At 65.3% G+C, this 13,765-nt stretch carries 14 protein-coding genes; 5 read left to right on the top strand and 9 right to left on the bottom strand.

The features are described 5' to 3' along the window. Window positions 1-29 precede the first annotated feature (29 nt). Window positions 30-203, top strand: a complete 174-nt coding sequence (locus BJA_RS28755) for a hypothetical protein (RefSeq protein WP_162494042.1) — start codon at window positions 30-32, stop codon at window positions 201-203. Between the two features lie 283 nt (window positions 204-486). On the opposite strand, the gene rpe is transcribed toward BJA_RS28755, so the two are convergent. Beyond that, complete coding sequence (gene rpe, locus BJA_RS28750) at window positions 487-1,188, bottom strand: ribulose-phosphate 3-epimerase (RefSeq protein WP_011088426.1); 702 nt, start codon at window positions 1,186-1,188, stop codon at window positions 487-489. Between the two features lie 254 nt (window positions 1,189-1,442). Here rpe and BJA_RS28745 point away from each other — a divergent pair, with 254 nt between their 5' ends. Continuing rightward, a complete protein-coding gene (locus BJA_RS28745; protein WP_011088425.1) occupies window positions 1,443-2,225 on the top strand; it encodes an EF-hand domain-containing protein in 783 nt (260 codons plus the stop codon). A 154-nt stretch (window positions 2,226-2,379) separates the two neighbouring features. Here the strand turns inward: BJA_RS28745 and BJA_RS28740 are convergent, their stop codons facing one another. Both BJA_RS28740 and BJA_RS28735 read right to left on the bottom strand, forming a co-directional pair. Further along, window positions 2,380-3,378 carry a P1 family peptidase gene (locus BJA_RS28740; protein WP_011088424.1) on the bottom strand — a complete coding sequence of 333 codons (999 nt, stop codon included), beginning with the start codon at window positions 3,376-3,378 and terminating at the stop codon, window positions 2,380-2,382. Window positions 3,379-3,437: 59 nt separating this feature from the next. Then, complete coding sequence (locus BJA_RS28735) at window positions 3,438-6,263, bottom strand: PAS domain S-box protein (RefSeq protein ID WP_011088423.1); 2,826 nt, start codon at window positions 6,261-6,263, stop codon at window positions 3,438-3,440. Window positions 6,264-6,488: 225 nt separating this feature from the next. Here BJA_RS28735 and BJA_RS28730 point away from each other — a divergent pair, with 225 nt between their 5' ends. Continuing rightward, on the top strand, window positions 6,489-6,875 hold the full coding sequence (locus BJA_RS28730) for a response regulator (RefSeq protein ID WP_038967598.1): 387 nt from the start codon (window positions 6,489-6,491) through the stop codon (window positions 6,873-6,875). A gap of 92 nt (window positions 6,876-6,967) precedes the next feature. Here the strand turns inward: BJA_RS28730 and BJA_RS28725 are convergent, their stop codons facing one another. From BJA_RS28725 to BJA_RS28705, 5 genes are all read right to left on the bottom strand, one after another. After that, window positions 6,968-8,086: a branched-chain amino acid ABC transporter substrate-binding protein gene (locus BJA_RS28725; protein WP_011088421.1), complete on the bottom strand. Its 1,119-nt coding sequence runs from the start codon at window positions 8,084-8,086 to the stop codon at window positions 6,968-6,970. A 150-nt stretch (window positions 8,087-8,236) separates the two neighbouring features. Then, window positions 8,237-8,977: an ABC transporter ATP-binding protein gene (locus BJA_RS28720; protein ID WP_011088420.1), complete on the bottom strand. Its 741-nt coding sequence runs from the start codon at window positions 8,975-8,977 to the stop codon at window positions 8,237-8,239. Next, window positions 8,974-9,807: an ABC transporter ATP-binding protein gene (locus tag BJA_RS28715; protein WP_011088419.1), complete on the bottom strand. Its 834-nt coding sequence runs from the start codon at window positions 9,805-9,807 to the stop codon at window positions 8,974-8,976. Before BJA_RS28715 ends, BJA_RS28720 begins: the two co-directional genes overlap by 4 nt. Beyond that, window positions 9,804-11,081, bottom strand: a complete 1,278-nt coding sequence (livM, locus tag BJA_RS28710; RefSeq protein ID WP_370141135.1) for a high-affinity branched-chain amino acid ABC transporter permease LivM — start codon at window positions 11,079-11,081, stop codon at window positions 9,804-9,806. The genes BJA_RS28715 and livM overlap by 4 nt, the downstream gene beginning before the upstream one ends. Window positions 11,082-11,140: 59 nt before the next feature. After that, window positions 11,141-12,058: an ABC transporter permease subunit gene (locus BJA_RS28705; RefSeq protein ID WP_011088417.1), complete on the bottom strand. Its 918-nt coding sequence runs from the start codon at window positions 12,056-12,058 to the stop codon at window positions 11,141-11,143. 277 nt (window positions 12,059-12,335) lie between these two features. On the opposite strand from BJA_RS28705, the gene BJA_RS28700 reads away from it, so the two are divergent. Together BJA_RS28700 and BJA_RS28695 are read left to right on the top strand one after the other, a co-directional pair. After that, entirely contained in the window at window positions 12,336-12,521 is a 186-nt protein-coding gene (locus BJA_RS28700; protein ID WP_028173403.1) for a hypothetical protein, read from the top strand. Between the two features lie 278 nt (window positions 12,522-12,799). Then, a complete protein-coding gene (locus BJA_RS28695) occupies window positions 12,800-13,324 on the top strand; it encodes a hypothetical protein (protein ID WP_038967596.1) in 525 nt (174 codons plus the stop codon). On the opposite strand, the gene BJA_RS28690 is transcribed toward BJA_RS28695, so the two are convergent. Further along, window positions 13,286-13,678: a carboxymuconolactone decarboxylase family protein gene (locus BJA_RS28690; RefSeq protein ID WP_011088415.1), complete on the bottom strand. Its 393-nt coding sequence runs from the start codon at window positions 13,676-13,678 to the stop codon at window positions 13,286-13,288. The two genes, BJA_RS28695 and BJA_RS28690, sit on opposite strands and share 39 nt — an antisense overlap. Window positions 13,679-13,765: the final 87 nt, after the last annotated feature.

Raw genomic sequence — 13,765 nt, 5'->3', positions numbered from 1 at the left:
TCTCAGTGTCGGCGCTGCGAGGGCAACGAATGGTCGAGCTCCGAATTGTCGAACCCGGCATCGTCATTCATGGCGCCGTCGGCGCGCTCGAGGCGGCCGAAGAAATAATCGAGGCTCGGATGCGGGCGACGCGGAATCCGGCACCTGCGCTTCGGCTGACATTTTACGACCGCGATCTGCATGGACGTCAGCCCCGGCGATGAAGGCGATGGACGCGAGCGGAACGGGCCGCAACCTTCTCCGGTCCGACCGTTGGGCCAAACACCACAAATGCACTGAAACCAAGCCACAACGCCACGCCAGTCCAAACCAGGGTCGTCGTCATGATGTGCTCCCGTCAAAAGCAGGCAGGAGCCAGTAGCGGTGATTTGCGCGAATCAGTGAAGCCCGGATGAGTACGGGTCGCAGTTGCAATTTTAGGCATCGCGCGCTGCGGCACCCGTAAGAGCCGCAGGTTTTCGCCGCTCGTGCAGAGTCCGATGCGGCTCAGATGGCTTCGCCGCGGGCGCCTGCGGCGGCATTGCGGATCGCGGCAATATTGGTCCTGTAGGCGTCCTGCGTGCCGCCCCTGAACACGGAGGTGCCGGCGACGAAGGCGTTGGCGCCGGCCGCGGCGAGCGCGCCCGCGACGTCGGGACCGACCCCGCCGTCGACCTCGATGTCGATCGGACGGCCCGCCGTCATCGCGCGGATGTCGCGGATCTTGCCGATCGCGGAGGGAATGAAGGCCTGGCCGCCGAAGCCGGGATTGACCGACATCACCAGCACGAGATCGACCAGGTCGATGACGTATTCGAGTACGCCGATGGGCGTGCCCGGATTGAGCGAGACGCCCGCCTTCTTGCCGAGCGCGCGGATCGCCTGGAGCGAGCGGTGCAGATGGGGACCTGCTTCCGCATGGACCGTGATGTGGTCGCAGCCGGCTTTGGCGAAGGCCTCGAGATAGGGATCGCAGGGCGAGATCATCAGGTGCGCGTCGAAGACCTTCTTGGTATGCGGGCGCATCGCCTTGATGACGTCGGGGCCATAGGAAATGTTCGGGACGAAGTGCCCGTCCATCACGTCGAGATGGATCCAGTCGGCACCGGCGGCGTCCACCGCGCGCACCTCTTCGCCGAGCCTGGAGAAATCCGAGGCCAGGATCGAGGGGGCGATTGCCAGGGGGCGGGGGGTGAAGGCTTGGGTCATGGCGCTGTTTCCCGTGGCGGCCGGAAGAGGAATGGGCCTCGCCTAACATGGGCCTCCGTCGCGGGCAATGCAGGACAGGCGCGCTGCCTGTGGGCGGAAATTTCTGCCGTCACCGGCACGAATTGCCGATATTGCCGGGCCGCGCCAGGTGCGCTGGAAGCGGAATTCATTGAGCTTTTCGCGCTGGCACGGCGCTTGCTGACTTCCTCCCCGGAACATTGACCGCGGCATGCCGCATCGGTTGGAGTTGTGCAATGCTGTTTGCTCTTGGCGCCGTCTCGACGGCGCTCGACGCGATCCAGTCGCTGACAAACCCGAAATCGTCGTCCTCGACACAGAAGACGGGATCATCGCAAAGCGCGCCGACCAATCCGTTCGCGATCGACAGCGGCAGCAACAGCACGAGCAGCGGCGCGACCTCGTCGGCCAACTCGGGCAATTGCTCGCAGATCGCGCCGGAGACGATGAGCGCGCTGATCGCCGCGCAAAGCCAATCGTCGGACGGCACCAGCAGCGCGACGACCTCGACCTCGTCGAACTCGTCGTCCTCGACCCGCCGGGACGCTGCGCTGAAGGACCTGTTCTCGCAGATCGATGCGGACGGCGACGGCAAGATCACCAAGTCCGAATTCGAGAAAGCGCTGGGAGCCGGCGGCACCAATCTGGCGCAGGCCGATGACGTGTTCTCGAAGCTGGATTCGAATTCCGACGGCAGTGTCAACCTCGACGAGATGTCGAAGGCGCTGAAGAGCGGCCATCGCGGCCATGCCCACGGTGCCAGCGGCTCCGGCGAGGGATCGGATTCCTCCTCGAAGCCGAGCGGCGGATCGACCTCGACCACGACGACCGCCGCCGACGGCTCGACCACCACCACCGTCACCTATGCCGACGGCTTCAAGATGTCGACGACGGTCCCGGGCGCCTCCAGCTCCCCTAATTCGGCTTACGATCTGTTCGCGCAGTTGATGCAGCGACAAGGCGGGCAGGGGCAAGGCGCCTCAGCGACCGCCGGCTCGTCGATGTCGATGAGCGTGTGAGCTAAGAACGCTCTCTCGCCAAATTGCGCTGTCATGCCCCGCGAAAGCGGGGCATCCAGTACGCCGCGCCTTTCGGTTCAATCACAACCGTCTCTGGAATACTGGATCGCCCGGTCTTCGCCGGGCGATGACGCCTGATGTGACGGGCGTTCAACTACCCACCAAACCGGTCCCGCCATGCCGGCTGCGCGCCGCCGAACGGCAGCGCGGTTGCGCAATACACGCCGCGTGCGATTGCGCGCGCGACCACGTTGGCGGCGACGGTGCCGAGCTCGGTGAGGCCGACCAGCGGCTCGATCGGCTTCTCGCAGGTCGCAGCCGCGTACAGCACGTCGCCGTCGGTCGGTGCATGCACCGGATAGATGGCGCGGGCGAAGCCGGTGTGGGCGATCATCGCCAGCCGCTTGGCCTGGGGCTTGGTCAGCACCGCGTCGGTGACGACGGCCCCGATCGTGGTATTTTCGCGCGCGCTCGCGGCGGGACCGCCCTTGATGCGCATGCGCAGCATGTCGTCGGTGAACTTGTCAGGCAGGCCGCGTCCGCCGTATTCGCCGTCCACCTCGAACGGCGCCGCCCAGAACCACGGCCCGTTGCCGACGGTGACGCTGCCCACTGCATTGACGGCGACGATCGCCGCGACCTTGACGCCATCAGGCGTCACCGCCGAGGCTGAGCCGAGCCCGCCCTTGAACGTCGCGGTGGTGGCACCTAAGCCCGCGCCGACGCTGCCGATTGCAAAGTCCGTGCCGGCGGCTGCTGCCGCGGCGTAGCCGAGGTCGCGATAGGGCGAGAAGCGTCCCCATGCCTTGTCGCCGCCGTTGAGGAGATCGAACAGGATCGCGCCCGGCACGATCGGGATCAGGGCTTCGCGAACCCGGTGACCGCGGCCCTGCTCGGCGAGCCAGGCCTGCACGCCGCCGCCGGTATCGAGGCCGAAGGCGGAGCCGCCCGACAGCGCGATCGCGTCGACGCGTTCGACGGTATTGGCGAGATCGAGCAGTGCGTCCTCGCGCGTGCCGGGGCCGCCACCGCGGACGTCGATCGCCGCGACCGCGGGGGAATCGAAAATGATCGCGGTCGTGCCGGAGGCGACTTTGGCATCCTCGGCATGGCCGACGCGGACGCCGGCGATGTCGGTCAGCAGATTTTTCAAGGTGGCCTCGCGCGCTGATGAGGAGTTCGCTTCTGCGATAGCGCAGAGATGCCGCAGGCTCAACTGGCGAGCGCCGTTCTGAGCATCTTGGCCAGCTCGGACTTGCGGTAGGGCTTGGCCAGCAGCAGCACGCCGGAGTCGAGCCGGCCGTGATGGACGATGGCGTTCTCGGTGTAGCCCGAGGTGAACAGCGTCTTCAGATCGGGGCGGCGGCGGGCCGCTTCATCGGCGAGCTGGCGGCCGTTCATGGCGCCCGGCATGATGACGTCGGTGAAGAGCAGGTCGATGTCCTTGTCGGCGTCGATGATGGTGAGGGCGTCGGCCGCGTTGGCGGCTTCGAGCGCGGCGTAGCCGAGGCTCTTGATCTGGGTCACGACGTATTGCCGTACCAGAGCGTCGTCCTCGACGATCAGGATCTTCTCGCTGCCGCCGGCGACGGGCGCGTTCTGAAGCGCCTCGAACTCGGTCTCCTGCACGCCGGTGGAGCGCGGCAGGTAGATCTTCACGCTCGTGCCGTGGCCTTCCTCGCTGTAGATCTTGATGTGGCCGCCGGACTGCTTGACGAAGCCGAACACCATGCTGAGCCCGAGGCCGGTGCCCTTGCCGACCTCCTTGGTCGTGAAAAACGGATCGAACACCCGCTCGATCAGATCGGCCGGAATTCCAGTGCCGGTGTCGCTGACCGCGATCATCACGTAATTGCCGGCAACGATGTCGGGATTCATGCTGGCATAACCGTCGTCGAGGAAGACGTTGCGGGTCTCGAGCACCAGGGTGCCGCCGTCGGGCATGGCATCGCGCGCGTTCAGCGCGAGGTTGAGGATGGCGGTGGAGAGCTGGCCGGGATCGACCAGTGTCGGCCAGGCGTCCTCGGTGAGCTGGGGCATGATGGTGATCTGCTCGCCCAGCGTCGGATGCAGCAGCTTGGCGGCCTCGAGCGTCAGCGCATTGACGTCGATCTCGCGCGGCTGGAGCGGCTGCTTGCGGGCGAAGGCGAGCAGGTGCTTGGTCAGCTGCGCGCCGCGCTCGGCGGCGTCGTCGATCAGCTTGGTGATGGCGGCGAGCTCGGGACGATCGGCGACCGCATCCGCCAGAATACCGATCGTGCCGGTGATGACGGTCAGCACGTTGTTGAAGTCGTGGGCGACGCCGCCGGTCAACTGGCCGATCGAATCCATCTTCTGGACCTGCCGGAGCTGGGCTTCGGCGGCCTGCTTCTCGGTGAGGTCGCGGCCGATGAAGAAATGGCGCCGCACCGGCTCGGACCAGGTGCCCATCCAGTTCAGCGTGACCTCGTGACCATCGTAGTGATAGTAGCGCGCCTCGAAGCTGCGCTTGACCGCGCCGCGCCGGGCCGCGCGCATCTCGCTGCGCGTCTTCTCGAGGTCATCAGGGTGGATGAACTCGATCGCACTGTGCCCGACCATGTCGTCCGGGCTGAAGCCGAGGATGTCCTTCACACTGGGGCTGACCTGGATGAAATTGCCGAAACCATCGGTGACCAGGATCAGGTCCTGCGAGGTCTCGAAAATGCGCTGGCGCTCCTCGATCTCCCGATTGAGCGCCATCTCCGCTCGCTTCCGCTCGGTGACGTCGCGGGCCACCTTGGACGCGCCGATGATCTTGCCCTCGGTCGATCGCAGCGGGACCTGGCTCAGCACCACGTCGATGGGTTGACCGCTCTTGTGCAGCCGTACGGTCTCCTGCTGGTCGATGACCTCGCCGTTGCGGGTGCGGGCCAGATTCTCGGCGACATCGTCACGCTGATCGTCCGGCATGATGATGTCGATGGAACGGCCGACCGCCTCGTCGGCGGAGTAGCCGAAGACGCGCTCGGCCGCGCTGTTCCAGGTCGTGATGGTGCCGTCGAGCGACTTGGTGATGATGGCGTCGTTGGAGGATTCGACGACGGCGGTGAACAGCCGCTCGCGCTCGGCGTGATAGTCGCGCTCGGCGTCCGATCGGCGCTTCAGCGCGCCGACCATGCTCGCGGTCTGCGCCTGGAGGCGGACATTCTCGACCAGGAGCACCGCGAGCACGAAGGTCGCCGCGCAGAGGCCGTAGAGGCGGCCGACGTAGAAGCCGAGATCGAAGCGCGCGACGTTCACGATCGCCGAGAGCGCGATATCGAACAGCCAGGCGCACATCACGACCATGAGCCAGACGTCGATCACCGAATGCGGCCTGCGGAACCAGAGCGAGACGAGGGCGGCAAAGCTGAGCGACCATACGAAGGATACGACGCCGATCATGGCCGGCATGTAGTGGCCGTCGCGCAGCAGGACCGGGAGCAGATCGTGCCAGGCGGTGACGATCCAGGCGAAGACGGCCATGGCGGCGGCGACGCCGAACACGATGGCGCAGATCGCCCTGATTGTCGTGCCGCGGATCCTGGCGCCGCCGTCGGCCTCCTTCAGCCAGGCATAGCCCAGCACGAACACCGGGAAGCCGCCGTGCCAGATCATGTAGAGCCAGACCGTGGTTTGCCCGCCCGCGCCGAAAAGTCCGGTCGGGGTGAACAGTCCGGGGAAGGTGAGGGCATGAACCAGCGCCGCGGCGGCGGTGAACAGATAGCCGCTCGCGAGCCACAGCAGCGCGCGGGTCCGCAAGACCGAAAACTGCGACAGCAGCAGCACCGCGGTGACGATGTCGCTTACGGCGAGGGCCGATTGATAGCTCGCGACAAAGGCCGGGACGGGCAGGAGCGGGGTACCCGCGAAAGGGACGGCCAATGCGAACAGGATTGCGGATATGCCGACGATCGCCAATGCGGCGGTGCGGTCGGTCGAGGTGGCCGGCAGGGTCGAAAGGAATGTGCTTCGGTCGATCGTCGCGGGCACGTCCACCTCTCGCAGACCGGTCTTCGCCATTTTCATCGACGTCATTCGGATCCCCGCAGGCCGGCGCTATGGTAGCGGGTTACGGGCGCACATCTTGAACTGTTGCGGCCGCGACTCAACCGAAGGTTACAGATTACTTAATTCTGGTGGGACCACGGAATAGGGGTCGGGTAAGATGCGCTTTACTGGACGGTGCCATAATGCCCTCCCGCCGGAGTGGGTTCCAGGTTTGAATCATCGATTTTGATCGATATCCGGGAGTTCTTCCCTATGCCCCGTGTTCTCATCATCGACGACCAGAAGGACGTCCGTGCGATGGTCGCGATCGTGCTTCGGGTCCATCGCTTCGAGGTCGCGGAGGCCGAAAGCGGTGCGGCCGGGCTGAAAGCCTTCGCGGAAAGCCCGTTTGACGCGGCGATCGTCGATATCTTCCTTGGCGACACCAGCGGCGTCGACGTCATCGCGAGCCTGCGGGAGCGTGCGCCGGGCCTCCCCATCATTGCGGTGTCCGGGATGACGGCGCTGGATTTCATGGAACAATCGCCTCACCTTGCCAACGTGGTCTGCCTGCAAAAGCCGTTTCGGCCGAACGATCTCCTGCAAGCGCTGCGGAAGGCCCAGGCCGCGGCGGGCGGCGAACTGCCCGCAGCTGTCTGACCCTTGTCCAGGACGCTTGCCCCAGAAGAACGCCCCGGGCAAGCCGGGGCGTGATGATGCTTGGATAACGGCCTTGGGGCCCGGCAAGCGCGTTAGGTGCCGTTGCCTTTGATCTCGGCGTAGCCGCCCTTGGCATCCCATTTGTAGACGACGTAGTCGATCTGCTTGATGTCGCCCTTGGCGTCATACTCGATCGGGCCGATCACGGTGTCCCACTTGCCGGCCTTCATCGCCTCCATCACCTTCTTGGCGTCGGTGGTGCCGGCCTTCTTGGCCGCCTGCGACCAGACCTGCATCGCCGCATACGTGTAGAGCGTGTAGCCTTCGGGGTCGATGTTCTTGGCCTTGAAGGCATCGACGATCTTCTTGGCGGTCGGCTTGTTGCGCGGATCGGGGCCGAAGGTGAACAGCGTGCCTTCGCCGGCCGGGCCGGTGATGGAGGCGTACTCCTTGTCGGCGAGCGCGTCGCCGGCCATCAGCACTGTCTTGAGACCCTGGTCGCGCATCTGGCGCAGGATCAGGCCGCTCTCCTGATGGTAGCCGCCGACATAGACGAGATCGATGTTGTCGCGCTTCAGGCGCGAGACGATCGCGTTGAAGTCCTTGTCGCCCTTGTTGTAGGACTCGTACATCTTCTCGGTGATGCCGGCCTTGTTGAGCGCCTTCTTGGTCTCGTCCGCAAGACCCTTGCCGTAGGTGGTCTTGTCGTTGAGGATCGCAATGTTCTTGCCCTTGTAGTTCTTGGCGATGTACTGCGCCGCGATCAGGCCCTGCTGATCGTCGCGGCCGCAGACGCGCGCCACGTTCCACAGCTTGCGCTCGGTGAAGAGCGGGTTGGTGGAGGCTGGGGTGATCTGGAGGACGTTGCCGTCTGCATAGGCCTCCGAGGCCGGGATCGACGACGACGAGCAGTAGTGTCCGGCGACGAAGGGGATCTTGGCGCCGGCGATCTTTTCCGCAATCGAGCGCGCCTGCTTGGGATCGCAGGCATCGTCCTCGACGTTGAGCGCGAGCTTCTTGCCGTTGATGCCGCCGGCGGTGTTGATATCAGCCACGGCCATCTCGGCGCCGTTCTTCATCTGGCGGCCGAAGGCGGACTCTGTGCCTGTCATCGGGCCTGCGACTGCGATGGTGACATCCTGCGCGAATGCCGCGCTCGACAGCGCGATCGACGCGCCGAATGCCAGACCGATGAGCTTCAGTGATTTCATGAGATACCTCGCGGGTGGTCGCCTGTGGAAGTTGCCGGGCATGCCCGGTCCAAACCGGCGCCATTCTTGAATGAATTCGAGGAGAAGTCACCGGCAAAATACGGGCATTGGCGGAGATATCTCGCCACATTCGGCCGCACGTGGCCCGCCTCAGCCGTGCCGGCCGCCTTCCAGATAGGCGGCCCGAATCTCGGGGCGCTGCAACAACTCGGCGCCGGTCCCGGCCAGCGTGATCAGGCCATTGACCATGACATAGCCGCGATGGGCGAGCTTGAGCGCATGGTTGGCGTTCTGCTCGACGATCAGGACGGTCAGGCCGTCCTGCCGGTTCAGGGTGCGGATCGCATCGAAAATCTGGCGCGCGATCAGCGGCGCGAGCCCGAGCGAGGGCTCGTCGAGCAGGAGCAGGCGGGGACGGCTCATCAAGGCGCGGCCGATCGCCAGCATCTGCTGCTCGCCGCCGGACAGGGTTCCGCCGCGCTGGGCGTAGCGTTCCTTCAGCCGTGGAAACAGATTGAAGACGCGTTCCAGCGTCGCGTCGCGCTCGGAATCGGTGCATCCGGTGGCATCGGCACCCATCTGGAGGTTTTCCGCCACGCTCATGCGCGGGAAGATGCGCCGTCCCTCCGGCGATTGCGCGATGCGCAAATGCGCGATCTCGTGGGTGGGCACGTCGGTGATGTCGCGGCCTTCGTACAGGATCTGGCCGGCACGGGCCCGCGGCTTGCCGAAGATGGTCATCATCAGCGTCGACTTGCCGGCGCCGTTGGCGCCGATCAGCGCCACGATCTCGCCGGCATTGATTTCGACGTCGACGCCCTTCAGCGCCTCGATCTTGCCGTAGGCGGCGCGAAGGCTGCGGATCGCGAGCAGGGGAGTGGGTGAAGTCACGACCCGCTCTCCATCACGGCCACGGCTTCTTCCTCGTCGGCGCCGAGATAGGCGGCGATCACCTTGGGGTCGTCGCGGACCGCGCGCGGCGAACCTTCGGCGATCTTCACGCCGTGGTCCATCACCACGATATGGTCGGAGATTTCCATCACCACCGACATGTCGTGCTCGATCAGCAGGATCGAGGTGCCGAGCTCGTTGCGGATCGAGAGCAGGAGCTCGCTCAAGGCGGCGCTCTCGCGCGCGTTGAGGCCGGCGGCCGGCTCGTCCAGGCACAGAAGCGCGGGCTCGGTGCACATCGCGCGCGCGATCTCGAGCCGGCGCTGGTCGCCATAGGCAAAATTGCCGGCGGCATCGTCGGCGCGGTCGAGCAGGTTGACCCGCCTGAGCCAGTCGGTGGCCAGATCGATCGCGCGCTTCTCGGCATCGCGATAGCCGGGCGCACCGATCAGGCCGAGAAAGGTGAGGCCGGAGGCCCGCATCAAGGCGTTGTGCTGCGCCACCATCAGGTTTTCCAGCGCGGTCATGCCGGGAAACAGGCGGATGTTCTGGAAGGTGCGCGCCACCTTGGCCAGCTTGGCGATGCGGAAATCGTTCAGCCGCTCCAGGGCGATCGTCCGGCCATCGTCATGGGTGAGGCGAATGGTGCCGCCGCTCGGCTTGTAGAAGCCGGTGATGCAGTTGAAGACCGTGGTCTTGCCGGCGCCGTTCGGCCCGATCAGCGCGGTGATCTTCTTGCGCTCGGCCGAGAGCGACAGGTCCTGCACGGCAACGATGCCGCCGAAGCGCATGGTCAGCCGGTCGACGTTGAGGATCTTGTCGCCGCTCATCCGTGCCCTTCCTTGACGAGGTCGGAGGAGATCGCCTGCGCCTTGGTCAGATACACGGTCGGCGCGCGATGGCCGACCAGGCCGCGCGGCCGCCAGATCATGATCAGCACCATGGCCATGCCGAACACCAGCATGCGGTAGGTCTCGAGGCTGCGGAACAGCTCGAAGCCCCCGATCATGGCCAGCGCGGCGAGCGCCACGCCGAGTTGCGAGCCCATGCCGCCAAGCACGACGATGGCCAGCACCAATGCCGATTCCTGGAAGGTGAAGGATTCCGGGCTGATGAAGCCCTGGCGGGTGGCGAAGAACGCACCGGCAAAGCCGCCGAACATCGCGCCGGTCGCGAACGCGGTAAGCTTGGTGGTCGTGGTGTTGATGCCGAGCGCGCGGCAGGCGACCTCGTCCTCGCGCAAGGCCTCCCACGCGCGGCCGATCGGCAGGCGGCGCAGACGGATCGTCACCCAGTTGGTGAGCAGCGCGAGCGCCAGGATCAAATAGAACAGGAAGACGATGCGGTGGGTCGCTGAGTACTCGATGCCGAGCTTGGCGGCGAGCCCGTCGTCGCTGTTGTCGAGCGGGATGCCGAAGAAGGTGGGGCGGGGAATGCCGGAGACCCCGTTGGGGCCTCCGGTCAGGCTCTGCCAGTTGATGATGACGAGGCGGATGATCTCGCCGAAGGCCAGCGTCACGATGGCGAGATAGTCGCCGCGCAGCCGCAGCACGGGAAAGCCGAGCAGCACGCCCCAGAACGCGGCGAGGATGCCGGCGAGCGGCAGGCAGATCCAGAACGACCAGCCGAAATTGGTGGCGAGCAGGCCGTAGGAATAGGCGCCGACCGCATAGAAGGCGACGTAGCCGAGGTCGAGCAGGCCGGCGAGGCCGACCACGACGTTCAATCCCCAGCCCAGCATGACATAGGTGAGCACGAGGATCGCGAGGTCGAGGATGTAGCGCTGGTTATAGAAGATGACGGGCACCAGCAGCGTGAAGATCAAAAGCGCGGGCGCGAGGTAGCGGCCGACGAACGACATCCCGCGATGCACTGCAGGCGGCACCAGCTTCTCGGCGCCGGTCGGGCCGAGCCATTGCCGGAGCAGCTCGATCACGATCGAGCCGCCGAACACGGCGGCGACAAGCGCTGCGACCTCGCCGAAGCGCGTCCAATAAGTGAGCTGGCCGTCGGAACCGGCCTCGGTCCGGACGCCGACCATCAGTGAGAACAGCACCAGCGCGACCAGTGCACTGAGCAGGGATTTCTTCAGGATATAGGTGATGCCGGCGGTGCGGCTTGCGTGCTTGGTCTCGTGCGGAATGGCTGTCACGCGGCGGTCCGTCAGACTTTTTCGACTTCGGGACGGCCGAGCAGGCCGGTCGGCATGAAGATCAGCACGACGATCAGGATCGAGAATGCCGCGACGTCCTTGTATTCGACCGAGAAATAGGCCGACCAGAACGTCTCGATCAGGCCGATCGCAAGACCGCCGAGCATGGCGCCCGGCAGCGAGCCGATTCCGCCGAGCACGGCCGCCGTGAAGGCCTTGATGCCGGCGACGAAGCCCATGAAGAAATCGACCAGACCGTAATAGAGCAGGTACATGAAACCCGCGACCGCGGCGAGCGCGGCGCCGATCACGAAGGTCATGGAGATGGTGCGGTCGACGTCGACGCCCAGCAGGGCCGCCATGGTCTGGTCCTGCTCGCAGGCGCGCATGTCGCGCCCGAGCCGCGTGTGCGACACCAGCCAGGTGAAGATCGCCAGCAGCACGATGGTGGTGATGACCACCATGATCTGGATGTTGGAGAGCTGGATGACGAAGCCGTCCGCGCTCTCATGCAGCGTGTAGCCGCCGGTGATGAAGGGCGGGATCGGCTTGACGCGGGCGCCTTGCGCCACCTGCGAATAGTTGGTCAGCACGAACGACATGCCGATCGCCGACAGCATCGGAGCGAGACGGAAGGAATGCCGCAGCGGCCGGTAGGCGATGCGCTCGATGGTCCAGCCATAGAGCGCCGTGATCGCCATCGCGACCAGCAGCACGACGAGCAGGATCACCGGGATCGCGGTCAGGCCGAGCGAGATCAGGATCAGGAAGGTGATCAGGGCGATGAAGCCGCCGATCATGAAGACGTCGCCATGGGCGAAGTTGATCATGCCGACGATGCCGTAGACCATCGTGTAGCCGATCGCGATCAGGCCGTAGATGGAGCCGAGCACGAGGCCGTTGATGAGCTGCTGGGCGAAATAATCCATAGGCTGCCGTTACCCAAACTTGACGCGGGCTCAAAGGGAGCTCTTCGAGAGAGTTCTTGGGCCCCGGCAGCCCTTGAGCATTCTTCTCGTTTTGTAACAGGAGGGAACTGGCGGCCGCAACTGGGCAGGCCTAGGCATAACGGCTTGTACAGAACTCATTTGGTTACGGATGTCGTCTCCCGGTTCCGCAGCTGCGAGGAACCGGGTTCCGCGTGGCAACCAAATCCGAGGGCGGTTGTTAGCTTCCCTCTGACGTCCAACAAGGGAGTTCCCCCCGATGACGAAGCAGCAGAACCAGAATCCGGGTCAGCAGACTCAGAACCCCGGCCAGCAGCGCCCAGGTCAGCAGCCAGGGCAGCAGCAGGGCGGTGGGCAGAAACCCGGACAGCAGCAGCAGGATCCGATGCGCCAGGGCGACAAGCCCGGCCAGCAGCATGGTGGCCAGCGCGGTCAGGACAACTAGTTTGGGAGCCCAGTGAGTGAGCAGGAGTGAAGAAGGGCCCCGCTGCAAGGTGGGGCTTTTTTTCGTTGCTTGGCGTCATTCCGGGGCGGCTCGAAGAGCCGAGCCCGGAATCTCGAGATTCCGGGTCTGGTGCTGTCGCGCCATCCCGGAATGACGACGTGTGCGGGTGCCCCGTTAAGGTAAACAAAGGGTTTAAATTGCCGCCACGGACTGATGCGAGTTAGCTCCCGGCAAAGCCTTCCCATCGAAGGCGCGTGGCAGGCGAAGCGGGAAGCGGCATGTTCAGGAATTGGCGGATCGACTCGGTCAACGGCGCGCTGCTGGCGGCCTATTTCATCCCCGCCTGGACGCTGGTCGCCTTCAACATCATGGTGGCGCCGGTGCACGGCCTCTACGAACGGCCGAGCGTCGCGGTCGCGCTGTTCCTCAGCGACCATCTCCAGATGGCGGGGATGGACACGGTGCGCGCGGCCTGGCTGCTGGCGCTGGGACGGTTGACCGTGGTGGCGTTCTTCGCGATCTACCTCGCGCTGCTGTGCATTCCCCGCGTCCGCAGGAATGGCGGCAGTGACGAGGCGCTCGGCATTGCGCTGGCGATCGGCAGCGTGATCTCGTTTGCGAGCATGGTCATGGCCTCGAAGGTCGGCGAGATGGACGCGCTCCGGCTGCACGCGACCGAGCTCTTGCTGCTGCTGGGGGCTGCGATCGTGATGGTGATCGAGCGCCCTGTGGCGGCACCCAAGAGCGCCGAGGCCGCCGCGCCGCTAGGTCTTGAGCAGGCCGAGCTCCTGCACAATCGCTGAGGCCTCCTTGACGGCGTGGTTCGCCGCCGGCACGCCGCAATAGATCGCCTGCTGGAGCAGGATTTCCTTGATGTCGTCGGGCGTGAAGCCGCCCTCGGCGAGCGCCGCGCGCACATGCAGGCGGAATTCGTCCCATTGTCCGAGCGCGACCATGGTGCCGATGACCAGCACCCGCCTTGTGCGCTCGTCGAAATGCGGCCGCGTCCAGATCTCGCCCCAGGCGTAGCGTGTGATCAGATCCTGGAAATCCGTGTTGAAGGCATTGCGATTGGCGACTGATTTGTCGACCCAGGCATTGCCCAGCACCTTGCGGCGCACGTTCATGCCGGCATCGCGGCGCTTCTGGTCGTCCATGTTTGTTTCTCCGGATCAGTCATTCCGGGGCGCCTCGAAGAGGCGAACCCGGAATCTCGAGGTTGTGAATGCCGATCGAGATTCCGG

The sequence above is a fragment of the Bradyrhizobium diazoefficiens USDA 110 genome, from assembly GCF_000011365.1.
Classification (GTDB): Bacteria; Pseudomonadota; Alphaproteobacteria; order Rhizobiales; family Xanthobacteraceae; genus Bradyrhizobium; species Bradyrhizobium diazoefficiens.
This window is presented reverse-complemented; position numbering and strand designations above follow the sequence as displayed.

Excerpts from the sequence above, each read along its gene's own strand:
- BJA_RS28745 (WP_011088425.1), top strand. The coding sequence starts at position 1,443 with ATGCTGTTTGCTCTTGGCGCCGTCTCGACGGCGCTCGACGCGATCCAG.
- BJA_RS28705 (WP_011088417.1), bottom strand. The coding sequence starts at position 12,058 with ATGGATTATTTCGCCCAGCAGCTCATCAACGGCCTCGTGCTCGGCTCC.
- BJA_RS28700 (WP_028173403.1), top strand. The coding sequence starts at position 12,336 with ATGACGAAGCAGCAGAACCAGAATCCGGGTCAGCAGACTCAGAACCCC.
- BJA_RS28735 (WP_011088423.1), bottom strand. The coding sequence starts at position 6,263 with ATGACGTCGATGAAAATGGCGAAGACCGGTCTGCGAGAGGTGGACGTG.
- BJA_RS28695 (WP_038967596.1), top strand. The coding sequence starts at position 12,800 with ATGTTCAGGAATTGGCGGATCGACTCGGTCAACGGCGCGCTGCTGGCG.
- BJA_RS28690 (WP_011088415.1), bottom strand. The coding sequence starts at position 13,678 with ATGGACGACCAGAAGCGCCGCGATGCCGGCATGAACGTGCGCCGCAAG.
- BJA_RS28730 (WP_038967598.1), top strand. The coding sequence starts at position 6,489 with ATGCCCCGTGTTCTCATCATCGACGACCAGAAGGACGTCCGTGCGATG.
- BJA_RS28725 (WP_011088421.1), bottom strand. The coding sequence starts at position 8,086 with ATGAAATCACTGAAGCTCATCGGTCTGGCATTCGGCGCGTCGATCGCG.
- BJA_RS28755 (WP_162494042.1), top strand. The coding sequence starts at position 30 with ATGGTCGAGCTCCGAATTGTCGAACCCGGCATCGTCATTCATGGCGCC.
- rpe (WP_011088426.1), bottom strand. The coding sequence starts at position 1,188 with ATGACCCAAGCCTTCACCCCCCGCCCCCTGGCAATCGCCCCCTCGATC.
- BJA_RS28715 (WP_011088419.1), bottom strand. The coding sequence starts at position 9,807 with ATGAGCGGCGACAAGATCCTCAACGTCGACCGGCTGACCATGCGCTTC.